This is a genomic window from Rhizobacter sp. OV335 (assembly GCF_900142965.1).
Taxonomy (GTDB): domain Bacteria; phylum Pseudomonadota; class Gammaproteobacteria; order Burkholderiales; family Burkholderiaceae_C; genus Rhizobacter.
This window is the reverse complement of record NZ_FRCQ01000021.1, coordinates 66,490-89,441: the sequence shown is the minus strand read 5'-3', so window position 1 is coordinate 89,441 and position 22,952 is coordinate 66,490. Positions and strand designations below refer to the sequence as shown.

Annotated in this window: 25 protein-coding genes; 5 read left to right on the top strand and 20 right to left on the bottom strand. The window is 69.7% G+C overall.

Features of this window, described 5'->3' with window-relative positions; genetic code table 11:
• Positions 1–30 precede the first annotated feature (30 nt).
• Genes BUE42_RS20760 through BUE42_RS20745 form a run of 4 tightly spaced genes read left to right on the top strand, consistent with a single transcriptional unit; the run spans position 31 to position 4,360 of the window.
• Positions 31–1,965, top strand: a complete 1,935-nt coding sequence (locus BUE42_RS20760; protein ID WP_073467199.1) for a SulP family inorganic anion transporter — start codon at positions 31–33, stop codon at positions 1,963–1,965.
• Positions 1,962–2,549, top strand: coding sequence for a hypothetical protein (locus BUE42_RS33515; RefSeq protein WP_073467198.1), 588 nt, complete (start codon positions 1,962–1,964; stop codon positions 2,547–2,549). The genes BUE42_RS20760 and BUE42_RS33515 overlap by 4 nt, the downstream gene beginning before the upstream one ends.
• A gap of 29 nt (positions 2,550–2,578) precedes the next feature.
• Positions 2,579–3,643 (top strand): TAXI family TRAP transporter solute-binding subunit, encoded by a 1,065-nt coding sequence (locus tag BUE42_RS20750; RefSeq protein ID WP_073467197.1) that lies wholly within the window; start codon positions 2,579–2,581, stop codon positions 3,641–3,643.
• Between the two features lie 6 nt (positions 3,644–3,649).
• Positions 3,650–4,360 carry a hypothetical protein gene (locus BUE42_RS20745; RefSeq protein WP_073467196.1) on the top strand — a complete coding sequence of 237 codons (711 nt, stop codon included), beginning with the start codon at positions 3,650–3,652 and terminating at the stop codon, positions 4,358–4,360.
• A gap of 90 nt (positions 4,361–4,450) precedes the next feature.
• On the opposite strand, the gene BUE42_RS20740 is transcribed toward BUE42_RS20745, so the two are convergent.
• The 16 genes from BUE42_RS20740 to sctC all read right to left on the bottom strand — a co-directional run bounded on the left by BUE42_RS20740 (position 4,451) and on the right by sctC (position 17,274).
• The gene (locus tag BUE42_RS20740; RefSeq protein ID WP_073467195.1) at positions 4,451–4,927 is read right to left on the bottom strand and encodes an RES family NAD+ phosphorylase; all 477 of its coding nucleotides are present in this window, start codon (positions 4,925–4,927) and stop codon (positions 4,451–4,453) included.
• Positions 4,924–5,478 carry an antitoxin Xre/MbcA/ParS toxin-binding domain-containing protein gene (locus tag BUE42_RS20735; protein ID WP_083614342.1) on the bottom strand — a complete coding sequence of 185 codons (555 nt, stop codon included), beginning with the start codon at positions 5,476–5,478 and terminating at the stop codon, positions 4,924–4,926. The genes BUE42_RS20740 and BUE42_RS20735 overlap by 4 nt, the downstream gene beginning before the upstream one ends.
• A 72-nt stretch (positions 5,479–5,550) precedes the next feature.
• On the bottom strand, positions 5,551–7,221 hold the full coding sequence (locus BUE42_RS20730) for an HrpF/NolX family T3SS translocon protein (protein ID WP_073467194.1): 1,671 nt from the start codon (positions 7,219–7,221) through the stop codon (positions 5,551–5,553).
• 47 nt (positions 7,222–7,268) lie between these two features.
• Positions 7,269–8,087 carry a type III secretion system export apparatus subunit SctT gene (gene sctT / locus BUE42_RS20725; protein ID WP_235002490.1) on the bottom strand — a complete coding sequence of 273 codons (819 nt, stop codon included), beginning with the start codon at positions 8,085–8,087 and terminating at the stop codon, positions 7,269–7,271.
• A complete protein-coding gene (locus BUE42_RS20720) occupies positions 8,080–8,598 on the bottom strand; it encodes a hypothetical protein (RefSeq protein WP_083614340.1) in 519 nt (172 codons plus the stop codon). The genes sctT and BUE42_RS20720 overlap by 8 nt, the downstream gene beginning before the upstream one ends.
• On the bottom strand, positions 8,595–9,917 hold the full coding sequence (gene sctN / locus BUE42_RS20715) for a type III secretion system ATPase SctN (protein ID WP_073467192.1): 1,323 nt from the start codon (positions 9,915–9,917) through the stop codon (positions 8,595–8,597). Before sctN ends, BUE42_RS20720 begins: the two co-directional genes overlap by 4 nt.
• Before the next feature lie 2 nt (positions 9,918–9,919).
• A complete protein-coding gene (locus BUE42_RS20710; protein ID WP_143171658.1) occupies positions 9,920–10,699 on the bottom strand; it encodes a FliH/SctL family protein in 780 nt (259 codons plus the stop codon).
• Positions 10,657–11,394: a type III secretion protein HrpB4 gene (locus tag BUE42_RS20705; RefSeq protein ID WP_073467190.1), complete on the bottom strand. Its 738-nt coding sequence runs from the start codon at positions 11,392–11,394 to the stop codon at positions 10,657–10,659. The genes BUE42_RS20710 and BUE42_RS20705 overlap by 43 nt, the downstream gene beginning before the upstream one ends.
• Complete coding sequence (gene sctJ / locus BUE42_RS20700) at positions 11,394–12,170, bottom strand: type III secretion system inner membrane ring lipoprotein SctJ (RefSeq protein WP_073467189.1); 777 nt, start codon at positions 12,168–12,170, stop codon at positions 11,394–11,396. The genes BUE42_RS20705 and sctJ overlap by 1 nt, the downstream gene beginning before the upstream one ends.
• Before the next feature lie 26 nt (positions 12,171–12,196).
• Positions 12,197–12,619 (bottom strand): hypothetical protein, encoded by a 423-nt coding sequence (locus BUE42_RS20695; RefSeq protein ID WP_143171657.1) that lies wholly within the window; start codon positions 12,617–12,619, stop codon positions 12,197–12,199.
• Positions 12,620–12,632: 13 nt separating this feature from the next.
• Positions 12,633–13,082 (bottom strand): HrpB1 family type III secretion system apparatus protein, encoded by a 450-nt coding sequence (locus tag BUE42_RS20690; protein ID WP_073467187.1) that lies wholly within the window; start codon positions 13,080–13,082, stop codon positions 12,633–12,635.
• A 115-nt stretch (positions 13,083–13,197) separates the two neighbouring features.
• Positions 13,198–13,548 (bottom strand): hypothetical protein, encoded by a 351-nt coding sequence (locus BUE42_RS20685; RefSeq protein WP_143171656.1) that lies wholly within the window; start codon positions 13,546–13,548, stop codon positions 13,198–13,200.
• 89 nt (positions 13,549–13,637) lie between these two features.
• Positions 13,638–13,871 carry a hypothetical protein gene (locus BUE42_RS20680; RefSeq protein ID WP_073467185.1) on the bottom strand — a complete coding sequence of 78 codons (234 nt, stop codon included), beginning with the start codon at positions 13,869–13,871 and terminating at the stop codon, positions 13,638–13,640.
• Positions 13,872–13,899: 28 nt separating this feature from the next.
• On the bottom strand, positions 13,900–14,172 hold the full coding sequence (locus BUE42_RS20675; protein WP_073467184.1) for a hypothetical protein: 273 nt from the start codon (positions 14,170–14,172) through the stop codon (positions 13,900–13,902).
• Complete coding sequence (locus tag BUE42_RS32480; protein WP_143171655.1) at positions 14,172–15,188, bottom strand: hypothetical protein; 1,017 nt, start codon at positions 15,186–15,188, stop codon at positions 14,172–14,174. The genes BUE42_RS20675 and BUE42_RS32480 overlap by 1 nt, the downstream gene beginning before the upstream one ends.
• A gap of 1 nt (position 15,189) precedes the next feature.
• Positions 15,190–17,274 carry a type III secretion system outer membrane ring subunit SctC gene (sctC, locus tag BUE42_RS20665; RefSeq protein WP_143171654.1) on the bottom strand — a complete coding sequence of 695 codons (2,085 nt, stop codon included), beginning with the start codon at positions 17,272–17,274 and terminating at the stop codon, positions 15,190–15,192.
• A gap of 322 nt (positions 17,275–17,596) precedes the next feature.
• On the opposite strand from sctC, the gene BUE42_RS20660 reads away from it, so the two are divergent.
• Positions 17,597–19,042, top strand: a complete 1,446-nt coding sequence (locus tag BUE42_RS20660) for a serine/threonine-protein kinase (protein WP_073467181.1) — start codon at positions 17,597–17,599, stop codon at positions 19,040–19,042.
• A 12-nt stretch (positions 19,043–19,054) separates the two neighbouring features.
• Here the strand turns inward: BUE42_RS20660 and BUE42_RS20655 are convergent, their stop codons facing one another.
• The 4 genes from BUE42_RS20655 to BUE42_RS20640 all read right to left on the bottom strand — a co-directional run bounded on the left by BUE42_RS20655 (position 19,055) and on the right by BUE42_RS20640 (position 22,932).
• Positions 19,055–19,585 (bottom strand): hypothetical protein, encoded by a 531-nt coding sequence (locus tag BUE42_RS20655; protein WP_073467180.1) that lies wholly within the window; start codon positions 19,583–19,585, stop codon positions 19,055–19,057.
• 177 nt (positions 19,586–19,762) lie between these two features.
• Positions 19,763–20,638 (bottom strand): ABC transporter substrate-binding protein, encoded by an 876-nt coding sequence (locus BUE42_RS20650; protein ID WP_073467179.1) that lies wholly within the window; start codon positions 20,636–20,638, stop codon positions 19,763–19,765.
• Positions 20,639–20,782: 144 nt separating this feature from the next.
• Entirely contained in the window at positions 20,783–21,994 is a 1,212-nt protein-coding gene (locus tag BUE42_RS20645; protein WP_073467178.1) for a D-amino acid dehydrogenase, read from the bottom strand.
• Positions 21,991–22,932 (bottom strand): ornithine cyclodeaminase family protein, encoded by a 942-nt coding sequence (locus BUE42_RS20640; protein WP_073467177.1) that lies wholly within the window; start codon positions 22,930–22,932, stop codon positions 21,991–21,993. Before BUE42_RS20640 ends, BUE42_RS20645 begins: the two co-directional genes overlap by 4 nt.
• Positions 22,933–22,952: the final 20 nt, after the last annotated feature.

The following is a 22,952-nucleotide window of genomic DNA, read 5'->3' as shown; positions in this document are numbered from 1 at the left end:
CCACAACCGTCCACCACCGCCCACACCACCATGCGCTCCACCACCCACTCCACCTTCGACGGCCTGCGTCCCGACCGCGTCCCGCTGCCCTGGGGCGACGTGCGAGGGGCCTCGCTGTCCGCGTTGCTGTCGCTGATCACCACCGTGTCGTACGGCGCGGTGGCGGCCGGATCGATCTCGTCGATGGGGCCGGGCGTGGTGTCGGCGATGGTGTTGTCGGGGCTGATCGCCGCCTCGCTCGGCGCCCTCGTCGCGAGTGCGCTCGGCTCGGTGCCGACGCAGATCTTCTCGCCGCGTGCGTCGGTCGCGGTCGTGATCGCGGCGGCCGCTGCTTCATTCGCCGCCGAAGGCACCAAGCTGCCGCAGGTGCTCGCGCTGTTGTCGCTGTGCCTGTTCGTCGCGATGCTTATTCAGCTGGCCTTTGCGGCGCTGAAGCTCGGCGGCCTGATCCGGCTGATCCCGACTTCGGTGACGGCCGGCCTGGTGATCGCGCTGGCGCTGCGGCTGGTGTGGTCCGAGCTGCCCGACCTGGTGGCCGCACCCGACCGGCTGCGGCCGTGGGCGCCGCTGTGCACCGCCATCGGCACCTTCGGCGTGTTCGCGTTGCTGCGGGTGCGCTACGGCGCCGGCGGCGCGATGCTGGCGGGCCTGGCGGCCGGCCTGCTGGTCGCGCTGGTGGTCGATCTCGGCGCGCCGGGCGCACTGCCGCACCTGCCCGCCATCGACCTGGCCGGTGGTCCGCTGCTGCCGGTGTCGCGCCTGGTCGGGCAGTTCCTCGAAGGCTGGCCGCCGGGCCGCTGGCTGGACGTGCTGGCCTTCGCCGGCGTGATCGCGCTCGTCAACTCGGTCGAGACGCTGACCTCGGCGATGCAGATCGAAGACCTCGGCACGCAACGCTTCGATGCCAACCGCGCGCTGATGGCCGGCGCCATCGGTTCGCTGGTGTCGCTGCTGGCCGGCGGGCTGCCGGTGGCCGGGGGCACCTCGACCTCGTCGGTGCACATCAAGGCCGGCGCCAGCTCGCGCAGTGCGGCGCTCGCGTCGGCGGTGCTGGTGGGCCTGGGCACGCTGGTCTTCGCGTCGCTGATCGTCAAGGTGCCGCTGGCGGTGATCGCCGCGCTGATGCTGTGCGTGGCCGGCGAGATCGCCGTGCCGCCGGTGCGCGAGCTGCTGGCGCAGTGGCAGGCCGGCCGGCACGGCATGCGCGGCGAGCTCGCGGTGGTCGCGCTGGTGTGCGTGCTGCTGCTGTCGGCCGACATCCTGGTGGCGGTGGGCGCCGGCGTGGTCGCCGCCTCGGTGCTGGCCTTCGTGCAGATGCGCGACAGCCTGGTGCGCCGCGAATACAACGCCACCGACGCGATGGCACCGACCATCGTCGGCGTGCCGATGAACGCGACGAACTCGCGCGACGTGCCGGTGATCGAGATCGGCCAGCCGCTGTTCTTCGCGACCGTCGAGGCCGCGGTGGGCGCGGTGGAGCGGGTCAACCGGAGTTCGCGCCAGGTGGTGCTGGACCTGACCCGCAGCGGCGGCCTGGACCTGACCGCGGCGAAGGCGCTGTCGCGCTGTGCCGCGGTGATGCAGCGCGACGACCGGCAACTGCTGGTGGTCGGCGGCGAGCGCATCAGCGAGATGGAGTCGCCGCTGCGGCCCTGCCTGGTGTTCGGCCACATCGGCGATGCGGTGAACTACTGCACCGATGCGCAAAGCCTGCGCGAACTCGAAGCGGAACGGGTGCGGCGCGATGCGCAGACGATGCCGCAGGCGGTGATCGAACACGCGACACGGTTGCTGGCGGAGCACATCGGGCCGATCGCCGACGTGCTGGTGCGCCGCGCGGCCGCTGCCGTCACCAGCCGCGACCAGTTCTGCAACGTGCTGGCCGGGCAGCTTGATGAGAGCCGGATGCGAGAGGCCTTCCTGGCCGGCATGAAGCGCGTCGACATCGTCCGGAGCGCACCGTGAGCGCGGCCGCCGTGCAGACCGGCGCGCGCGAACGCGACGCCTTCGTCTCGATGCTGGCGCGGCTCGATGCGCAGCTCGACCGCGACCTGGCGACGACCGATGGCGAAGACACGGATTTCGTGCCGACGCTGCAGATGCTGAAGCCCGACGAGATCGCCGCGCTGACGGCGGCCGCGCCGCGCCGCGAGGCGACCGCAGCGCGGGCCCTGTCGGTCAAGCCCGCGCGTTCGTTCGCACGCCTGCTGCCGTGGCTTGTGGGTGGTGGGCTGGCGGCCGGTGCGGCCTCGTTCGCGATGTCGTTCAGCGGTGCGCGGCCGGTGGCGCCGCGGCTGCCCGAAGTTGCGACCATCGTGCCGGTGGCACCGGTGGTGTCGGCCGCGCCGGCGGCTTCGGCCGTGGTGGTGGCGGCAGCTGCACCAACGCCCGAACCCGCACCCGCGGTCACGCCCGCACCCGCTGCCATTCCCGCCGTGATCCCGCCCGCCACCGTCGCGCTGCTGCAGCCGCCGCCGGCAGCGGCCTCCACCGATTCCTGTCCCTCTGCACGCCGGGCCCTCGGCCTGTGCGAGCTCCCGGCGCCTTGAGCGCTGTCCACCATTCACCGGAGAAATCCATGCGCCAACTTCTTCTGACCACTGCCCTGTGCCTGGCCTCGCTGGGGGCCCATGCCGGCGACCGCATCGTCACCGGCTCCGACCGCGGCACCTACATCGAGATCGGCCGCGACCTGTCGCGCCTGATCGGCAAACCCGCCGGCCTGCCGCTCGAGGTGCTGCCTTCCAAGGGCTCGGCCGAGAACGTGCGGCGCCTGCGCTCCGAGCCGGGCGTGCGGCTCGCGCTGGTGCAGTCCGACGTGTACCGCGCCTACCTCGACCAGGCGAATGCCGGCGACGCCGAGGCGGCGCGGCTGATCAAGCCGCTGCGCGTGGTGATGCCGCTGTACGACGAGGAGATCTACTTCGTCGCGCGCGCCGATTCGCCGCTGCGCTCCATCCATGAGCTGCGCGACAAGCGCATCAACGTCGGCCCGGTCGGCAGCGGCACCGCACTGACCGCGACCACGCTGTACCGCGCGATGTTCGGCAGCCCGATGCTGGAGCAGAACACCAGCTTCCTGTCGAACGAGGAGGCGCTGGTGAAGCTCGCGACCGACAAGTCGATCGACGTGGTCGTGGTCGTCGCGGGCCAGCCGGCCAAGCTGTTCGCCGACATGAAGTCCGAGGCGCGCCAGTACATCAAGCTGCTGACGCTCGACCGCGCGGCGCCCGAGACGCAGGCGCTCGACGGCACCTACGTGCCGGCGACGATCCGCAGCACCAGCTACCCGAACTGGCTGACGCAGGACGCGACCTCGCTGTCGGTCAAGTCGATGCTGGTGACCTACGACTACCAGTCGCCGGCCGTGCGCGATTCGCTGACGCGCTTCGCCAAGTCGATGTGCAGCAACTTCGAGAAGCTGAAGACCGAAGGCCATGCGAAGTGGCAGGAGGTGAGCCTGGCGCCGCCGCAGCTGCCGAAGGGCTGGTCGTACTACGCGCCGACGCAGAAGGTGCTGTCGCATTGCGACAGCGAGGCCGAGCCGGCGCACAACGTCGCGTCGACCGGCAAGGCATCGGTCGCATCGAGCTGCTCGCAGAGCCGCGAGGTGCTGGGCCTGTGCCGCGTGGCGTCGCGCTGAACGGCCATGCCCCCGCCGCAGATTCCGCTCGGCAACGCACCGGGGCTGCAGCGGTCGAACTCGATCGGTCCCGGCGTCACGCCGGGGTCGATTCCGGGCAGCCGCCCGGCGATCACGCCGCGTCCGTCGACGCCGTCGCAGCGCGATGCATCGGTGGGCGGGCCGCCGCGGCGCGAGGGTGGCGCGACACCGATGATGAGCGCGGCACAGCGCCCGCGTTCGATGAGCCTGCCGCCGACGATGCGGCGCGATGGTGCACCGGGCGGCGAGGGCGGATCGCAGGCGCTGGTGCTGCACGGCCAGGCCGGCACGCCGGGGCAGGGCGGCATGCCGCCGAAGCTGCCGCCGCCGCGACCGCCTTCGATGTCATCGCTCCCGGGGCGGCCCGGATCGAGCATGGCGCTGACGCGGCAAACGCTGGGCGGCGTGAAGCCGATCGGTCAGGGCGGCAGCCAGGCGCACGGCACGGCCGCGACGTCCGGTGCCGCCGAGAGCGATGGCGATTTCTCGAAGAAGCTCGACCAGCTCGAGGGCGGGACCCGAAACCTGCGTGAGCTCGAGCAGCTGGGCGCCGACAAGAACGATCCGAAGAAAGTGATGGACGCGCTCACCAAGATGCTCGACCTGATCGCGGACCTCAGCAAGAAGCTCGACGAGCAGATGGCGGCGGCGGGCAACTCGTTCACGAAGGCGGCCGATTCGCAGCCGCCGGCCTAGCTTTGCCGCCGGCTTGAGGCCGGATCGGAAGACCGGCCGATCACGGTGGCAGTGCTGCGCAAGGAACTGCACGCGAGCTGAGGGCGTGAATCACACACGGTGGTCGTAGACGAACCGTCGTACCTTCTCTGCCGTCAGCCCCGCGGCATCCGGATGCGCCGGGTTGATGAGGACGTTGTCCTCTTCCTCGATGATCACCGAGGGCACGACCAGCAGTGCGGACCTGCCTTCGCTCAGCCACGCCGAGCCGAGTTCGCGCGAAACCAGCCCTTCGGGGATCGCGTCCCAGCCGACCTTCACGGGCCGCGGCAAGACCAGCCGCACGGCCCAGACCGCATCCGGCACATCGATGCGCACCAGGAAGCGATTCCACGGCAGCTTGCCGGCGCTCTTGCCGAAGTGAGCCCGCGTTTCCCACGCCGCGAGCGACACCGATGTCGCCGCGCAGGTCAGCGCCTCGCCCGGATGGTTCCAGCGCGAGCCGCGGCTCGCGGCCCCCTTGCCGGCCAGGTCGTCGGCGCCCCACTGCGGCGTGTCGGTGGCGATGCGCCACAACGCCACCGTCATGCGGGCAGGCCCCCGCGCATGCGCTCGAGCACCTGTTCCACGGCCCTCAGGCCCTCGGGGTTGCGCAGCAGCTCGGCCGGCGTCCTGTTGCCCAGCTCGGGCAGCGGCTCGCGCATCCATTCGGCGAGCCAGGCGTCGAGGTCGACATCCTTCAGCTGGGCGGGATCGCCGCTCTCCTCGAGCAGGCGGCGCAGCGTGGCGGCCACGCGCAGCAGGCCCATCACGCGGTGCCCGGCGACGTCAGGCAGCACCTCGCCGGCTTCGTCCTTGCGCCGGAACGTGGTGGGCGATACACCGATGATGTCCATCACGGCGGACACGGACTGGCCGGTCGCCTCGGCAATCACGTCGACCAGGTGAGTGGGAACGCCGGCTTCGACGGCGTCGAAGAGCACGATCCCGGTCGAGCTGCGCACCCGCTCGACCAAGTCAGCGAAGGCCCTGCGGGACGCCTTGGCGCCTGTCGCGGCGCCTCGTGCCGGCACCGACCAGAAGTCGGCCGGCCGCCCTGAACCCAGCGCCGGACGGGGGCGCACAGCGGCAGCACACATCGCTTGATCCAAATGGTTGATCGGAATGCGCCAAATGGTAGCGCATCCCGATGAATATCGGATCAAGCCGGATCAGAAGAAATCCGCCGCCTTCGGCTTCTCGCCGCTGGCCCCGTTGAGCCCGGTCTTCACCGCGCCCGTCACCATGCTGCCGGCGCTGCTGTTGGTGACCACGTTGAGCCCGGTGCCGGCGAGGTCCAGCCCGGCGTCGCGCAGGGCCTTCTTCACGTCGCCACCCTGGATCGCCGTCGCGGCGACGTTGGTGCCCTCCGACCAGGCGCGCGAACCCACCGCGACCGCCTTGGCCACCAGGTTGAACGGCGGCGGCAGCACGCGGCCCAGCTTCTCGGCCACCTTCGAGATCACGTTGGCGATCTTCGACACCACGCTCAGGCAACCCTGCAGGAACTTCTTGAAGCCGCCGCCCTTGGCCTTCTTCTGGTCCGGCTGGTCCATCTCGCCGGCCACCATGTCGCCGACCGCCTTCACGTCCTCGGCGCCCTTCGGCTTGTGCGTGGCATTCGCCGGCGTCGTCGCGACCTCCTTGTTCTCCAGGTGGCTGCGGAAGGCCTTGATGTCGTCGCGGCTGATCGTGCCGTCGTCCGACTGCTGCCACAGCTTCTTCGCGCCCTTGATGTCACGCCCATGCTTGGCGTTGTCGAGCTTGCCGAACAGCACCGGGTCCTCGAGGAACTTCTTCGCCGCTTCCTTGTCCTCCGGCGCGGCCTTCGGGTCGTCGGCGATCTTCTTCAGCTTGTCGCGGTTGAACTTGCCGCCGAACGCGCCGTTCGGGTCCGCATCGATGCGGTCCAGCGCCTTCATCTGGTCGGCATCGAGCTGGCCCTTGGCCGAGATCTTGTCCTCCATGCTGGCGTGCGAGACCTTGTCCTTGCCGTTGTTCAGGTCCTTCCATTCCTGCGGGTGGTCGGCGAAGTACTTGGCCGCGGCGATCAGCTGCGGCGGGCACTTGCCGGTGTGCGAGCTGCCGTCGACGATCTTGTGCAGCTCGTCCAGCGACATGTTCTTCGGCAGGTAGTCGGCGAACTTGTACAGCTCGTTCTCGGCATCGTTCTTCGTGATGGGCCGGCCCTCGGTCGTCTTGCCGTTGTCGCCCGACGGGATGTAGTTGTCGGCGTAGCCCTTCGCCTTCTCTTCGTTGTAGGCCTTCAGCTCCGGGTCGTCGGCCAGCTTCTGGATGTCCTTCGAGCTGATCTTGTGATCGAGCTTGCCGTTCTTGGCGCCGTCCAGCTTGTCCCGCAGATTGTCCGGGCCGGTGTCCGACAGCACGGTGTTCAGCGCCTTGCGCAGGTCCGGTGGCGTCTTCTCGTCCTTGGCCATCTTCTCCATGTCGGAGATCTTGGTGCCGTGCTTGCTGAACGAGCCTTCATGGCGCTCCAGCGTCGACAGCGCCTCCATGCGCGCGTACTTCTGCTCCGGCGACACGGGTTGCTGTTGTTGCTGCTGCGGCTGCTGCTGCGCGGCCGCCTTCTGCCTGGCCTGCGCCTGCTGCGCGCCGCCCTGCTGCACCGCGCCGATCATGCCCTTCAGCAGCTGCGCGCCACCGCCTTCGCCGTCTTCGTCGTCGCCACCCGGCAGCGACAGCGGCGGCAGCTGCCCCATCGTCGATTGCGCGAGCTGCTGCATCGGGTCGTCGCCCTGCGGCGTGCCGCCGAGCTTGCCGTGCGGCACGACGGTGCCGATGCGGCCCCGCAGCCACGCCTTGTTGTCGACCATCATGTTCATGTTCGTCCTCCTGGAAAGATTCGATGGGGAAGGAAGTGGGGGCGTCGTCAGCGCGCCTGCAGGCTGCCCTGCAACTGCTGCAGCAAGCCGGTCGGCAGCAGCAGGTGCCGCACCTGGCTGACCAGCACGCCGATCAGCAGCGCGAGCATCAGCATCGTCACCGCGCCCTTGACCGGCTGGCTGAGGTTGGTGGGTTCGAGCTTGTCGGCGGCCCGCGTGATCAGGCCGAAGCCCAGGTCGATCAGCACCAGCACCAGCATCATCGGCGCGGCGAACTTGATCGTGCTGGTCATCAGCGTATCGGTCTGCTGCACGATGAACAGGTCCGGCACCCGGGCCATGTCCGGCATCGGCGCGAACAGCGGCCACACGTGGAACGAATCGAAGATCGCGCCGATGAACACCAGCATGCCGCCGAGCGCGAAGAACACCGCGATCACCAGCTGCACCAGCAGGCTCGACACCGGCGTGCTCTGCTGCCCGCTCATCGGGTTGGTGAGCTGCACGCTGTTGTAGCCGGACTGCGTGTCGATCATCGCGCCCACGCATTCGGCGACCCAGAACACCGTCGACGCGGCAAAGCCCATCAGCAGGCCGATCATCGATTCCTTCAGCGCGAAGCCGGCCCACTGGGCGGCCGTCAGGTTGCTCGCGACGTCGGCCGGCAGGCCGAACGCGACGAAGCCGCCGATGATCACGACGAGGCCGGCGCGCACGTAGCCCTGCACGAACTGGTCGCCCATCGGCGGCAGCACGTTGAACGCGGCGAACAGGCGCAGGCTCGCGAGCGCGGTCGCGAGGAACAGGTCCTCCAGCGGGTGCAGCGTGCGCGCCGCGACCTCGTACAGGCCTTGCATGTCATCCATGGGCGGCTTCCTGGCGCTGGGCGCGCTGGCGGGCGACGAAGCGCGCGGCGCCGGCCTCCTCGGTCTCTTCCTCGGCCAGCTCCTCGATCGCCGCATCGCGCTCGCGCAGGATGGTGGCGATGCGCTGTTCGAAGCTCTCGATGCGCTGGTCGTTGCGGCGCACCGCGGCCTGCGCGGTCTTCACGACGGCGGCCTGGCGTTCGACGTGCTTGTGGCTGTCGGCCAGCGCCTTCTCGGCCTGCGCGGTGGCGCCTTTCAGGTCCTCGATGCGATAGTCTGCCGCACGCACCGCGTACGGCGTGAAGGACGTGCGCAGCAGCGCGTCGCGTTCGTCGCGCGCGGTGGCTTCATCGGCACGGCAGGCGGCGAGTTCGCCTTCGGCAGCCTGGCGCGCTTCTTCCAGCTCGGCGAGCTGCTTGCGAGCGGCCTGCACCTCGGCTTCGAGCCGCTCGCCCTGGCGCTTGCGCACCTTGACGAGCGTGCGCAGTGCCTTCACTGGAGCCGCACTCACCTGACCACCTCCGCCAACTGCCCGAGGATGTCCTCGTACGGCATCAGGTCGCTGGTCTTCTGGTTCAGGAACGCGCGGATCTCGCCGACGCGCTCGATCGCCAGGTCGGCCACCGGGTCGTTGCCGGCCTGGTACTCGCCGACCTGCAGCAGCATCTCGACCTCGTCGTACTTGGCCATCAGGTTGCGCAGGTGACCGGCCGCCTCGGCATGCTCGGCCGGCACGATCTGCGTCATCACCCGCGACAGGCTGCCCAGCACGTCGATCGCCGGGTACTGGTTCTTCGCCGCGATCTTGCGCGACAGGATCATGTGGCCGTCCAGGATGCCGCGCACTTCCTCGGCGATCGGGTCGCCGCCGCTTTCGTCCTCGGCCAGCACGGTGTACAGCGCGGTGATCGAGCCGACCGCGCCCATGCCGGTGCGCTCGAGCAGCCGCGGCAGCTCGGCGAACACCGACGGCGGGAAGCCGCGGCGTGCCGGCGGCTCGCCCGCGGCCAGGCCGATCTCGCGCTGGGCGCGTGCGAAGCGCGTCAGCGAATCCATCATCAGCAGCACGCGCTTGCCCTGGTCGCGGTAGTACTCGGCGACCGCGGTGGCCACGTAGGCGGCCTTCGCGCGCTCGATGCTCGAACGGTCGGAGGTGGCGCACACCACGACCGATTTCGCCATGCCTTCGGGGCCGAGGATGAACTCGATGAACTCACGCACTTCACGGCCGCGTTCGCCGATCAGCGCGATCACGCTGACGTCGCACTGCGCGCCGCGCGCCAGCATGCCCATCAGCGTGCTCTTGCCGACGCCGGCCGGCGCGAAAATGCCCATGCGCTGGCCTTCGCCGAGCGTCATCAGGCCGTCGATGATCTTGATGCCGGTGGGCAGCGGGTGCTCGATCATCGCGCGGCTCATCGGGTCCGGCGGGTCGGCGAACACCGGGCGCTCTTCGTCGCCCTGCAGCGGGCCGAGCCCGTCGATCGGGTCGCCCAGGCCGCTGATCACGCGGCCGAGCAGTTGCGGGCCGACCCGCACCGACAGCGGCTTGCCGGTGCCGACCACCTGCGTGCCTTCGGAGACGCCGCCCATCGAGCCGAACGGCGACAACAGGGCGCCGTGCTTGCCGAAGCCGACCACCTCGGCGCGCTGCAGCAGGCGGCCGCGCGGGTCGCGCAGCTCGCACAGCTCGCCGACCTTGGCGTCCAGCCCGCTCGCGCGGATCAGCGTGCCGACCACCTCGGTGACGCGGCCGGTGCGGGTCAGCACATCCTCATGCGTCAGCTCCTGTTCGAGCGTGCTGACGAAGCGCTGAAAGCTGGTGTCCATGGTCAAGCGGCTTCCAGGTGGTCTTCGGTGGGGGTGTCGTCGTGATCGCTGTCGTCGTCGATGGCCTCGGCTTCATCGCCTTCGTCATCGTCGCCGGCCTGTGCCATCTCGCGTGCCGCGCGCTCCACCGCCCGGCGGATCGCCGCCAGCTGCGTGTCGAGGCCGGCATCGATGACGCCGCTGTCCGATTCGAAGCGGCAGGCGCCTTCCGGCATCTGCGGGTCGGCGATCACCTCGATCACCGTGCCCTGCGGCAGCTGCGCGGTCAGCTCGGCCACGGCGCGCTGCGCGTTCTCGCGGTCGGCCTCGGGCACGCGCAGCGTCAGCAGCGCCGAATCCTTCACCAGCTTCGTGATGGTGCGCAGCGAGCGCCGGTACAGCGCCGAGCGGTCTTCCTGCTCGATCACGCGCTCCACCGCCATCGAGACGATGCCCGACAGCCGCTCGCTTTGGCGCACCAGCGTGCGCCGGCGCGCGTCGGCGGCCTGCAACTGCTGCGAGGCCCAGTGCGCGGCGGCATCCTGCGTGCCCTGGTCGAAGCCCTGCTGCCAGGCGCCGTCGAACTGCGCCTGCGCCTGCACGAGCAGTTCGTCGGCCTGGGCCTGGGCGTCGGCGCGCAGCGCTTCGGCCTGGGCTTGCGCCTCGGCCAGCACGCGCTCGCGCTCGGTGTCGATCGCCGCGGCGACTTCGGCCGACGACACGAGGCGCGCGTGGTCTTGCGCGCGCAGCACGCCGTCGTCTATGCCGACAGTGCACGGTCCATGGGTGAGCCAAACAGCCATGCATGCTCCGGAAAGTAATGGGGGAGTCGAGCCATCATTGAATCGCCGGGGGGCGAGGTCGATGGGGCGGCGGAAGAAGACGCGGACGGAAAAGCGAAGGACGGGTCGCTTGGCGTGCTGCCTGGCGCGAGGGCGAGCCGCACCCAGGCCAGCGTGTGCTTGCAATGCCATTCGCGGCGCTCGCTGAGGCGGGCGTAGCCGGCGGCGGCCAGCCGTTCGGGGTCGAGATCGGACGCCGACAACGCGCCGGCGGCGCCGGCTTCGGCCCGCGGTGCCGACATCAGTTCGTTGTAAGCGGCCTCGCCGATGCGTTCGATGATGGCCTGGCGCGCACCGCGGCCGATGCAGCGGCGCACGCGCTCGCGCTCGGCGTGCAACGCGACGGCGGCCAGCACGCGCAGCACCTGGTCGCGCGGCAGCAGCGCGATGCGGTGGGCCCGGTGCTGGAAGCCGGCCAGCGAGGCCCAGCGCAGCCCGTAGACAGAACCCAGCGCAGAACCCAGCGCCGAGGCCAGCGCGGCCTCGCTGCGCGCGCCGGCACCGGCCGGCGGCGTGTCGAAGCCGATGCGCTGCCAGGCGGCCTGCACCCAGGCCGGATGCAGCTGCGCGGCGATGTCGGCGGATTTGGCGCGCGCGGTCGCCAGCAGGTGGCGCAGCAGCGGCACGGGCTCGGCAGACGCGGGCAGCGCGTTCATCAGGCAGCTCCGGCGGCAGCAGCGTTGGCGGGCTTCAGCAGGCCGCGCTGGCGTGCGACGGCATAGCCGCCACCGCCGAGCAGCGCGACCGCGCCGAACAGCAGCGACAGCCCGAGCACCGGCGACATGCCGCTGCGCTGCGCGATCGCCGCGGCGGTCGCTTCGGGCAGCGCGGCCGCGGCCACCAGCGTCACGTTGACGTTCTCGTACGACAGGCCCTCGACGCTGCGCACCACCAGGTTCTTGACGGTGGGCACCAGCGTGGCCACGTTCGACTCGCTGCGGTGCTTGATGAACACCGACGCGCTCGACGGCTTCACGTGCTCGGCCAGCGGGTCGTTGTTGGGCAGCACCACGTGCACCCGCGCCGAGACCACGCCGTCGATGCTCGACAGCGTCTTCTCGAGCTCCTGCGACACGCCGTAGATGAAGCGCACCCGCTCTTCGGTCGGCGTGGAGATCAGGCCGTCCTTCTTGAACATCTCGCCCAGGTTGGCGCGGCGCTCGGCCGGCAGCCCGTTGGCGCGCAGCACCGCGAGCGCGCGGCCCATGTGGTCGGTCTCGACCGCGACGTTCCAGGTCTTGCCGTCGGGGCTGGCCTTGGCGGCGTCGAGGTTGGCCATCAGCAGCACGCCCAGCATGTCGTTGGCGTCGGCCTCGGTCAGCTTCGTGTAGACGTCCTGCTTGCAGCCGGCCAGCGCGAGGGCGCAGGCGGCGAGCACGATCGCGCGCAGCAGGAAGGCCGGGGGAGTGGGGATCGACAGGGCGGACGACATGGGGGGCTCCTTCAGGACCGCAAGGGTCACTGGTTCTTCAACAGGGTTTGCAGGCTCTTGTTCGAGCCCTGCGTGATCGAGGTGGCGATCTGCAGCTTCAGGTTCGTCACCGCGACATTGCGGCTGACGGCCATCGACGCGGCGACCACCTCGGAGGCGCCCATGCCGGGCGCCGCGGCCAGGAAGTTCTCGACCTGGCCTTCGACGCGCTGCAGGTCGCCCTGCTGGCGCTCGATCACGTGCTGGATCACGTTGCCTGTGCGGCTGACCTCATGCGTGGTGTGATCGTTGTGGCGTTGCATCAGCGATTCGAAGCGCTGCTGCATCTCGGGGGTGACCGGGGCCTGGGCCGGCGGCACGACCGCGCCCGAGGCGCCTTGCGTGGCGTGGGTGGCGAGCGCCTTGAGCGCCTGCTCGGCCGGGCCGATGGGGGAGATGGCGTCCATCATGATGGGGCTCCGTTCAGCAGATCATGGCCATGGGGGGCAGCATCGACAGGTGCGCGGACGTGTCCTGGGACGGCACGCGGATCTTCTTGTTCGAACTCGCTTCCATCGCCTGGATGATTCCGCGCGCGGCGGCGTCATGCGGCAGCGCGAGCGCCTCCTCGGCATAGGCTTCCCACAGCCCGTCCTGCTGCACGTACAGGCAGAAGGACAGCATGGCCTTGATGACTGCGTTGGACGGGTGGGCCCGTTCGGTGCGCTCCAGCACGGAGCGTGCGCCGTTGAGGTCGCCGGCATGGATCAGGATCCGCGCCTCGGCCGCTGCCAGCTGCGGCAGGTTCGGATGCACGGCGGACATCAGCTTCAGGACCGCTGCCACGTCGGCGCGCGGCGCGATGTCGGTCGCCAGCGTGTACACCGCCGCGAACAGATCGGTTTGCCACTTCGGCAGCTTGGGAGCGGACATGGGCATATCCTTCAGGCGAATTCAGGGAGAAGGTGGAAAGGTGGCGCCGCCGACCCGGCGCCCCGGGAGTACTGCTGGGGAAAAAGGGCGGACGGTCGGTCCGCCATGAACGCGCTTATTGCGCAGCCGACTTGAACGACTCGCCAGCCTTCTTCATGACGCTGTTCAGACCGTCGTTCACCGAGGCCATCATGTTCATGGCGGCCATCGCGGAGCTGGCCTGCATGTTCATCTTCGTCATCGCGGCGGCATCCTGCACGCCACTCGTCAGCGCCGCCGCGGTGTCGTTGACGTCCTTCTGGCCGTTGCTGTTCAGCGCGTCGCCGGTCGAGTTGCGGGCGTCGTTGGAGGCGCCTTCCACGCCAGCGGTCGACACCTTGTTGCCGACAGCGCCCTTGAGCATGTCAACACCGCCCTTGACCTTGCCCAGAACACCGGTGTTCGACATGAAATTCGGGATACCCATGATGTTTTCCTTCAGTTGGTTGAGTGAGAGAGACCAAAAATTGCGACCACTTGCCGGACGCCCCGGAGGCGTCCGCTATCGAGAGCGGGTCACGTTGCTCTTGCGAATTCGTCTTCAATCGACCTGGACCGGTTTGCCGCGGCGCCCGCGTCGATCGCCTGCTGCAGCCCGCCACCGGGCCACATCCGCGACAGCACGCTGAAGATCGCCGCGGCTTCCGCGCCGCATCCATGCACGCTGCCGAGCCACATCACGGCCACCAGCTTGCGGACGACTTCGATGTCCAGGGGCTGCGCGGCGTTCGTTTCGTGGGCGTGGCTCATGCGTGTCTCGGCTTCGTCGATGGGTTGATCAGGCGGCCAGTTCGCGGCCGTGGGTCTTCTGCCAGGCCAACAGCACGATGCGGCGCGCCGCGGCGAAGGCGTCGCTGACGAGGCCGGCGAAGTTCTTCTCCTCGAAGTCCGTGGCGCGCAGCTGCATCTGCTGGCTGAGCGTCTCGGCCTGGGCGAAGTACTTGGCCAGGCGGCGGGTCTTCTCGCCGGTGGTGTCGTCGTTCACGGTGGCCTGCAGTTTGTCGAAGTCGACCAGCAGGTCGGCCGGCGGGGGGGCGAGATCGGTGCTCATCAACGGACTCCTTGGAGGGCGGTCTGACCGGTGGTCAGCACCGAATCGGGGGCGACGGTGAGCACCAGGTGCTTCACGCCGTCACGGGTTTCCATCACCGACACGCCGTCGGCTGACAGGGAGGACAGGACCGACGGGCTCGGCGGCTGCGGCGCGGCAGGCTCCTCGAGCACCGCGTCGATGCGCTTGACGATCGGCGTCAGGTCGGCGGTGACGCGGTCGATCGAGGCCTGCGTCGCGGCCACGTCGTTGGCCTTCACCGCGTAGCTGAAGACGCCGGCGCCGCGGTAGGTGATCTGCGCGCCGGGCAGGCCGATCGCATTGCGGATCGTCTCGGCCACATCGGTCGCCACCGACACGTGCTGCTGCAGCGGGAAGCCGGCGGGTGCGGCCTTCAGCGCGGCGTTCACCGCGCGCAGCTGCTCGGCGTTGTCGAGCAGGCCGTCGATGCTCAGCGAGTTCTGGGCGATGCGCACCGACAAGCGGCCGGCGGCCACGCCGTCGATCGCACGCTGCAGCGTGGCGCGGGTCATCTCCAGCGTCGGCGCAGGGGCCTCGCTGGCCTTGGAGCTGGCCGAGACCAGCCAGCCGGCCGAGACCAGTGCCACGATCACTGCGAGCGCTCCGGGGACGGCACGGGAAGGTCGGGCCACCAGCCGTTGACGGACGGCAGCCAGGCTGCCCGACGGCGCGACGGCGCGGGTTGCGGCCAGCAGCGCGGCGTCATCGGGCCAGTCGGAATCGCTGGGGCCGGTGCAGACGCGGACACCGCCGAAGTCGACCGGGACGAAGTCATCGAAGCGAAGCAGCTGCGGGCTGCCGTTCGTCCACTGTGCCAGCGCGACACCGTCGGCGCCGAGGCGCAGCGTGAGGGCCTGAAACTGCCAGTCGGCAATGGAAATGTCGCATTCATCTGCTTGTCCGATCGAATGGGTTCCTGGACTCAAATCTAAGAAGGCACCGGCATGCGTGCCGCTCAGGATGCGAAGGCGTTTGTGCGCCGGCGAAGTGCTCATGTCAGCGTGCTCCCTTGGTGTCGCAGCCGGTGGCCAGGCCCATCGCCTGGGCCGCACAGCCGGCCTTCGGCGCGGTGGCCTTGGTCGTCGTCTTGCCGGTCGTGCCGGCCGCGGTCTTCGTGTTGAGCGACGTGGTGGCCGCCGTGGCAACGACCGGTGCGGGGGCGGTGCTGCCGGGCAGCAGTGCGGCGCGCGGCGTCAGCAGCGGCTTCAGCGTCGGGATCACGTAGCCGGGCGACAGCGCGCCGTAGGTGGTCAGCGAGGCGACGGCGGTCGGGCCGGCGAAGCCGCGCTGCGAGCTGCCGGTGCGCGGCGTCGACGAGGACGACGGCGGCGGCGCGAGCGGTGCGGGCAACTCGGGGACCGGTGCCGGAGCGGGTGTCGGGGCGGGCGTGGGCGGCGGTGTCGGGACCGTCGGCGTCGCCGCCGCGCGGCCGACCGCGATCACCTTCGGCGTCAGCAGGAACAGCCGTTCGCTGCGGAAGCTCGAGCTCTCATCGTGGCGGAACGCCGCGCCGAGCAGCGGGATGCGCGAGAGCCCCGGCAGGCCGCTGCGCCCCTTTCTGTTCGATTCGATCGAGATGCCGCCGATCAGCAGGCTTTCGCCTTCGCGCACGGTGGCCTCGGTGCTGATCTCGGTCTGCTTGATGACCGGGACCGAGTCGACGACCGTGCCTTCGAAGTTGCCGTCCTGGATCGACAGCGACAGCCGCACCTCGCGGTGGTCGGCGTAGGCGACGATCTGCGGCGTCACCTGCAGCGTGGTGCCGGCCTCGATGGTGAAGAGGTTGGCGTCCAGGTTGCCGGCCACGCGCACCGAGGCGACGCGCTTGTCGGTCATCGTGGCGGTGCGGTTCACGGCGCCCAGCACCTTGGGGCGCGCCAGGATGTTGGCCTTGCCGGTGCCTTCGAGGGCACGGATGCGGGCCAGCAGTTGCTTGCCGGCGTTGCCCACCAGCGTGGTCACGTTGCTGCCGGTCAGCGCGTTGCTGCCGGCCGCGCCGGGCTGCGAGCCGGGCGAACCGGGTGACACCGTCAGGCGGGTCACGCCGTCTTTGGTGAAGGTCCAGTCGACGCCGAGCGACTCGAAGGCATCGCTGCTCACGTCGATGATCGTGGCCTCGATCTCGACCAGATCTTGTGCGATGTCGAGCTGGCGGATCAGCGTCTCGTATTCACGCATCCGGTCGGGCAGGCCGCGCACGATGATCGCGTTGGTGGCCTCCTCGGCCTGGAAGAACGGGCGCTCGGCCTCGGAGGGCACCAACGCGTCGGAGCTGCCCAGCTGGTTGGCGCGCACCTCGTCGTCGCGCTTGTTCGCGTTGCTGCCGCCGCCGGTCTCGGGCAGCTTCAATCCGTAGGTGGCCTGGGCGGCGCGGGCCTTGTCGGCGCGGCCGACCATGCCGTTGACGGCACCCTTCAGCGCCTGGGCGCCGCTTGCGGCACCGCCGCCGGCGCTGTTGTTCGAGAACAGGCTGTTCAGCGTGCTGGCGAGGCCCGGCACCTTGGCGTTGCCGAACACCCGGTCGCCGGCCGTTGCGAAGCGCAGCGGGAAGACCTGGATCGATTTGCCGACGCGGTCGTGGCCGTCGCGCTCCAGCTGCTCGAGCACCGTCGAGACCAGCTCGATGTGGCGCGGCGGGCCGTAGGCCAGCAGCGTCTGCTGGCGGTCGTCGAACTTGAGCGGGAAGCGTGCATCGCCCAGGCCCAGCGAGCCGAGCATCGAGCGCACCTGCTGGCGGTCGTAGCCGCGCATCCGGAACACCCGGCTCTGCATCGCCCGGGACGGGTAGACGAACAGCGTCGTGCCGTCGAAGTACCAGATGACGCCGTAGGTGCGGGTCATCGCGTTCAGGAAGTCTTCGGGGCGGGTGTTGAAGTTCGCGTTCACCGAGCCGTCGACCCCGGAGTCGACGACCACCGGGATGCCCTGGCTGGCGGCGAAGTCCTGCAGCACGTCGGGCAGCTTCTTGCCGTCGGCGCGGTAGACGAATCGCTTGCCCGAGAAAGGCGTCGCATCGGCAGCAGCGGCGGGCTGCATGCTGGCGAGGGCGGCGGCGGCAATCAGGGTGGTCAGGAATCGCACGGCTTGTGTCCGGTTTCGTTGGCTGTCTTCGCGGTGGGTTGCGTCGACTGCATGGATGCAAGGTTAGGGGCCGGCGCGAACCCGGCAGGGGCCGGATGCGAAGCCGCGGACAGTGCCGCGAAGGCCTTGCGGCGCATTTTTTGAAAGCGGTTTCGAACGAACGTTCGCGCGGCGTGTAAGCCAGGTGAAAGCCAGCGCGTCGCCCAGTGGAAACCAGGTGCAAGCAATTGCGAGAAGCGACACGCCAGTGCCGCTTTTGTCGTGTAGCCTTGCGTGGTATCGCGTTCCCATCCATTCAGCGAGCCCTCTTGCGCGACGTCGAATGAACCATCCGACCCAGCTCTCCAAATACGCGATCAACCAGGTGATCGGCGAAGGCGCCATGGGCGTGGTCTACAAGGCCACCGACACGGTGCTTCGGCGCACCGTCGCGATCAAGACCTTGCGCCGCCCGCTGGTGGAGCAGGGCGGTGGTGGTGCGCTGCTGGCCCGCTTCCGCAACGAAGCGCAGGCCGCGGCCCGGCTGATGCACCACAACATCGTTGCGGTGCACGACTATGGTGAGCACGACGCCGAGCCGTACATCGTGATGGAGTACGTGCAGGGCTCGACGCTGAAGGAGCCGCTGCGCCGCGGCACGCGTTTCGACGATGCCGACATCGTCGGGCTGATGGGCCAGCTGCTCGACGGCCTGCACTACGCGCACGAGCAAGGCGTGTGGCACCGCGACATCAAGCCGGCCAATCTGTTGTGGACCAATGACGGTCGCTTGAAGATCGTCGACTTCGGCATTGCGCGCATCGCGACGATGGGGCTGTCGCAGGTCAGCTCGACGATCGGCACGCCCGGCCACATGGCGCCCGAGCAGTACGCCGGCGAGCAGGTCGACCGGCGCGTCGACATCTTCGCGGCCGGCGTGCTGCTGTACATGCTGCTCGCGGGGCGCCCGCCCTTCGTCGGCAGCAACGAGAACGTGATGTTCCAGACGCTGAGCAGCGAGCCGCTGCCGCCGTCGCGGGTGCATGGCAGCCACCGGCCGCAGTGGTTCGACCCGGTGGTGGCGCGCGCGATGGCCAAGCGGCCGGATGACCGTTTCGCGACGGCGATGGAGTTCAAGCACGCGCTGATGGCGCAGGCCAGCGAGGCGCTCGGGCTGCCGCCGATCGCGGCGCGGGTCGAAGCGGGCAGCTCGTTCATCGAGCTGCAGAGCGCGCCGACGCTGCCGGACGGGCGCGCGAGCGATTGGCAGCGCGGCACCTTCGCGCTGGGCACGCAGCCGCAGCGGGCACCGGCGCGGCCGTCGCAATGGCATGCCGAGACGCTGCAGATGCTGGAGTCGGAGCTTGCGCAATCGATCGGGCCGCTGGCGCGCGTGCTGGTGCAGCGCGCCGCGCGGTCGACCGGCGACCTGATGTCGTTGCGGCAAACGCTGGCCGAGCAGATCGACACCGAAGCCGGGCGTGACCAGTTCCTTCAGCGCACGCGCTCACGCGCGAGTTCGTTCGGCACGCTGGGTTCGGGCGGGGCCGCCGTCACGACGCGGCGGCGTGCCGCCGACGACACGCTGCTGGGCGACCAGGTGATGCGCGTGGCCGAGCTGGCGCTCACGCAGCATGTCGGCCCGGTGGCACGGGTGATCGTGTCGCGCGCGGCCTCGCGGGCTGCGTCGCGCGACGAGTTCTTCAAGCTGCTCGCGCAGCATGTGGAGGACGAAGACGAGCGCGAGGAATTGCTGCGCACGCTGGAGAGCAGCTCGGCGGGACGGTGAGGGGCCGGCTGCTCAGTGCAAGGTCGGCCGCGGCGCGCGCTTGTCGCCGGTGTCCGCCAACAGCGCATCGAACTCATCGTCGACCGATTCCTTGAACCGGTCGAAGCCAAGCTCGGCGCCATCGTCCGTCTCCTCATCGCCATCGACGAACAGCGTCTCCAGCGCCTGCATGCCGACGGCATGACCGAGGTCCAGCGCCGCAACGGCGTCGCTCGGCTGCTCGATCCACTTCAGCGGGCTCAGCTGCAGCATGCCTTCGGACGACAGCCCGAGCATCCAGCCGTATTCGAGCATCACCGCCTGCTGCATCGCCATCATCTGCTCGACGCGCAAGCCGGCGAGCTCGCGCGCCAGCATCGGCAGCAGCACCTGCGGCCTCACCGCGGTACTCGCGCCGTCGTGCTGCATCTGCAGCCGGCACAGCAGGCCGCCGGGGCCCCAGAACGCCGAGCTGTCCTGCAACGCAGTGGCGCCGCCCTGCGGCAGCCCCATCAGCAGGGACATCTCGGAGAGGAACTCATTCGAAGTGGTGGTGGTGTTCACGGTGGCAGGGCGTGCGGGGGTGGCTGATCGTGAAGCCAGTGTGCGTGCCACCGATGGGCGGTGCATCCAGGCAACCGAACGGTCGTACGTCGACCCGAAGATGGGTCGGTCGGCTCCGCATGAAAAAGCCGGGCCCCTCGCGGGACCCGGCTGCTTCGGCAAGGCCGCTGGAGTCGATCAGGCCGACGGCTTGCACGAAGGCAGCTTCCAGTCGGCCGGGCGGTCCACGCCGGCGCGCAGGTTCTGGCCCACGGGCACGAACCACACGTCCTGCACCAGGCCGTAGGTCTTGCCGATGTTGCGCAGCTCGCAGCTCTGCCACAGCTTCGCGATCTCGGCGTTGACGGCCTTCACGAGTTCCGGGTTGTCCTTGCTCAGGCCGAACACCACCTGGCCGAGGCCGGTCAGCAGCGGGAAGTCGGGCGACTGGTCGGTGAACGCGTTGAACTTGATGTGCCACTGCGGGTTGCGCGAGATCGCGTACTGCATCACCGGCGGGTCGCCGATCACCGCGTCGATGCGGCCGGCCAGCAGGTCGCGCACGGCCGCGTCGGAGGTGTCGTACAGCGCGAGCGTCAGGCCGCTGATCTTGCGCAGCTCGGGGATGAACGAGAAGCCGGTGATGGTGCCGACCTTCTTGCCTTCCAGGTCCTTCAGCTTGCTCCAGTTGTTCTTCTCGGTCTGGGTGATGCCGTTCTTGAAGTAATGGATCGGGTCGCTCAGCGTCATGATCTTCGAGCGCTGCTCGGTCCAGCCCATCGTGCCGGCCATCACGTCGACGCGCCTGGCCTGCACCGACGCGATCGTGCCGGACCACTCCATCAGCGCCGGCTTCACCTTCAGCTTGGCGGCATCGCTGATGCGCTGCAGGATCTCGCCGTCGTAGCCGACCATCTTGCCGTCCTGGTAGCCGGTGCCGGGCATGTCGCCGGTGAAGGCGATGGTCAGCGCGCCTTTGTCGATGGTCTCGACCGTCTGCGCCAGCGCAGGGGCCGCGATGGCAGCCAGCAGCGTGGCCAGCAGGGCAGCGATTCGAATGCGTCCGTTCAACATGGGGAACTCCTGAAAGTGTTGACGTTATGGGACTGGAACGGCAGCGAATATAGGGACGCCAGCCCCGCGGGGATGGCAGGCGCTGACACGTGAATTGCACGTTTGCGACATGCCGGGTAAGCCCTCGGGATCCGGATTGGTGCGTCAGGCCGCATACCGCTGCAGCTCGCCCGCCAGCCGCTCGGCGCTGCCCGCCGCGAGCGTCAGCCCGAGCGCGCCTTGGCCGGCGTTGACGAAGACGTTGCTGTCGCGCACGCGGCCGATGATCGGCACCGAATCGGGCGTCGCGGGCCGCAGGCCGGCCCAGGTCTGCGGCGCCTCCAGCTCGCACAGCCCGGGGTACACCGCCTCCACGCTGTCGAGCATCGCCCGCACGCGCGAGGCCGGCACCTCCAGCCCGTAGCCGGTGATCTCGGCCATCGCGGCCACGCGCAGCCGGTCGCCGAGCGGCGCGAACACCGTCTTGCGGCCCAGGTGCGTGACGCTCGCAGTCGGCCGGGCGCTGCCCTTGAACGGCACCGTGATGCTGTAGCCCTTGATCGGGTAGACCGGCAGGTGCAGCCCGACGCCCGAGGCGAGTGCCGCGGCATGCGGCCCGGCCGCCAGCACGAAGGCATCGGCCGTCAGCTCGCCGCGGTTCGACTGCGCCGATGCATAGCGCAGCCCGTCGCGCACGAAGCCGCTGATCGACGTGTCGAACGCCACCGTGCCGCCCAGCCGCCGCAGCCCCGCCACCAGTTCGCGGCACAGCAGGTAGGGGTCGGCCACGCACTCGTCTTCGGTCCAGATGCCGCCGGCGATCTCTTCGCGCGCTGCGGCCAGTGCCGGCTCGCGGTTGCGGCATTCGGTGGGCGACAGCACCTCCTGCCGGCAACCGAACTGCGCCTGCAGTTCCACCTGCGCGCGCTGGCGCCGCAGTGTGTCTTCATCCGGGCACAGCACCAGCTTGCCGTTCTGCGCGAAGCCGAACGACCAGCGCTCCTCGCCCATCCAGCCCTCGAGCACGCGGCGGCTGCGCTGCGCCAGGTCGAGCAGCGCGGCCGTGCCGTGCAGGGCCGTCTCGCGCCGGCACGCGCGCAGGAACTGCAGGCCCCAGCGCCATTGCCGCCAGTCGGCACGCAGCCGGAACTTCACCGGCGAGTCCGATGACAGCAGCATCTTCGGCAGCGATTGCAGCGTGCCCGGCGATGCGAACGGCTCCACATAGCTGTAGCTCAGCTGCGCGCCGTTGGCGAAGCTGGTGCCGGTGCCCGGCTCGGGCGCCGCATCGACCAGCTGCACCTCGAAGCCCGCCTTCGCGAGCTGGTAGGCGCTCGCGCAGCCGATCAGGCCGGCGCCGACCACACAGACCTTCATGCGGTGACCTCGTCCGCCGCCAGCAGCCAGCCGCCGCGCACCCGAGACAGCACCAGCTGCGCGGTGGCCACGTCGGCCAGCCCGACGCCGACCGACTTGAACACGGTGATGCCGGGCTGTTCCAGCCGCCACGGCTGCTGGCCGCCGAACAGCTCCGGCAGGTCGACGTACTTCTCGGTCAGGTGGCGCTGGTTCCACAGCACGATCTCGCCGGCCTCGACCAGGCTCTGCTGCTTCCATTCGACGACGATGCGCGCCGCGCGGCTCATCGTGGTGTCGTCGAGCTCGCGGCCCTTCGGCGTGCTGGTGCCGATCGCGGCGACGAAGGCGCCCGGCGCCAGCCACTCGCCGTCGAACACCGGCTCGGACGAACGGGTCGCGGTGATCACCACATCCGCATCGCGCACCGCCTTCTCGGCCGTGGTCAGGCGCACGCGCGCGCCGCTCAGCGACTGCAGCCGGTCGCACCAGGCGCCTTCGGCCTTCGGGTCGACGACGCAGATCTCGTCGAAGCGGAACACCTCGCACAGCGCATGCGCCTGCGAGCGCCCCTGCAGTCCGGCGCCGAACAGCGCCAGCTTGCGGGGCGACGGCGCGGCCGCGCGCGAGGCCACCATGCGCGTGATCGATGCGGTGCGAAAGCGCGTCAGCTCGTTGCCGTCGAGCACCGCGACCGGCGTGTTGGTCGACAGGTCGAACAGGATCATCGCGAAGCTGAACTGGCCGGTTACCGTCGGGTAGACCTTGACGCCCGCCACGTTGCGCGCGGCCCAGATGCCGCCCATGGTGCTGAGCTTCATGCCGGCGCAATCGGTGCGCTGGCGTCCGTGCACGGCCGCCTTGTCATGGGCCAGGTCCTGGAAGGCCTCGGCCAGCACCTCCGTGACGCCGCGGAAGTCCAGCAGCTCGGAAACCTGCGAATCGGTGATGTGAAGCATGGTGTTCGCTTTGACGTTGG

What these genes read in the sequence shown, in the direction of transcription:
- BUE42_RS20760 (WP_073467199.1), top strand. Translation starts at nt 31, where the DNA reads ATGCGCTCCACCACCCACTCCACCTTCGACGGCCTGCGTCCCGACCGC.
- BUE42_RS20735 (WP_083614342.1), bottom strand. Translation starts at nt 5,478, where the DNA reads ATGTGTGCTGCCGCTGTGCGCCCCCGTCCGGCGCTGGGTTCAGGGCGG.
- BUE42_RS20680 (WP_073467185.1), bottom strand. Translation starts at nt 13,871, where the DNA reads ATGAGCCACGCCCACGAAACGAACGCCGCGCAGCCCCTGGACATCGAA.
- BUE42_RS20650 (WP_073467179.1), bottom strand. Translation starts at nt 20,638, where the DNA reads ATGTTGAACGGACGCATTCGAATCGCTGCCCTGCTGGCCACGCTGCTG.
- BUE42_RS20685 (WP_143171656.1), bottom strand. Translation starts at nt 13,548, where the DNA reads ATGGGTATCCCGAATTTCATGTCGAACACCGGTGTTCTGGGCAAGGTC.
- sctJ (WP_073467189.1), bottom strand. Translation starts at nt 12,170, where the DNA reads ATGTCGTCCGCCCTGTCGATCCCCACTCCCCCGGCCTTCCTGCTGCGC.
- BUE42_RS32480 (WP_143171655.1), bottom strand. Translation starts at nt 15,188, where the DNA reads ATGAGCACTTCGCCGGCGCACAAACGCCTTCGCATCCTGAGCGGCACG.
- BUE42_RS20660 (WP_073467181.1), top strand. Translation starts at nt 17,597, where the DNA reads ATGAACCATCCGACCCAGCTCTCCAAATACGCGATCAACCAGGTGATC.
- sctT (WP_235002490.1), bottom strand. Translation starts at nt 8,087, where the DNA reads ATGGATGACATGCAAGGCCTGTACGAGGTCGCGGCGCGCACGCTGCAC.
- BUE42_RS20740 (WP_073467195.1), bottom strand. Translation starts at nt 4,927, where the DNA reads ATGACGGTGGCGTTGTGGCGCATCGCCACCGACACGCCGCAGTGGGGC.
- BUE42_RS20745 (WP_073467196.1), top strand. Translation starts at nt 3,650, where the DNA reads ATGCCCCCGCCGCAGATTCCGCTCGGCAACGCACCGGGGCTGCAGCGG.
- sctN (WP_073467192.1), bottom strand. Translation starts at nt 9,917, where the DNA reads ATGGACACCAGCTTTCAGCGCTTCGTCAGCACGCTCGAACAGGAGCTG.
- BUE42_RS20675 (WP_073467184.1), bottom strand. Translation starts at nt 14,172, where the DNA reads ATGAGCACCGATCTCGCCCCCCCGCCGGCCGACCTGCTGGTCGACTTC.
- BUE42_RS20710 (WP_143171658.1), bottom strand. Translation starts at nt 10,699, where the DNA reads ATGGCTGTTTGGCTCACCCATGGACCGTGCACTGTCGGCATAGACGAC.
- BUE42_RS20640 (WP_073467177.1), bottom strand. Translation starts at nt 22,932, where the DNA reads ATGCTTCACATCACCGATTCGCAGGTTTCCGAGCTGCTGGACTTCCGC.
- BUE42_RS20730 (WP_073467194.1), bottom strand. Translation starts at nt 7,221, where the DNA reads ATGAACATGATGGTCGACAACAAGGCGTGGCTGCGGGGCCGCATCGGC.
- BUE42_RS20645 (WP_073467178.1), bottom strand. Translation starts at nt 21,994, where the DNA reads ATGAAGGTCTGTGTGGTCGGCGCCGGCCTGATCGGCTGCGCGAGCGCC.
- BUE42_RS20750 (WP_073467197.1), top strand. Translation starts at nt 2,579, where the DNA reads ATGCGCCAACTTCTTCTGACCACTGCCCTGTGCCTGGCCTCGCTGGGG.
- BUE42_RS20705 (WP_073467190.1), bottom strand. Translation starts at nt 11,394, where the DNA reads ATGAACGCGCTGCCCGCGTCTGCCGAGCCCGTGCCGCTGCTGCGCCAC.
- BUE42_RS20695 (WP_143171657.1), bottom strand. Translation starts at nt 12,619, where the DNA reads ATGATGGACGCCATCTCCCCCATCGGCCCGGCCGAGCAGGCGCTCAAG.
- BUE42_RS20690 (WP_073467187.1), bottom strand. Translation starts at nt 13,082, where the DNA reads ATGTCCGCTCCCAAGCTGCCGAAGTGGCAAACCGATCTGTTCGCGGCG.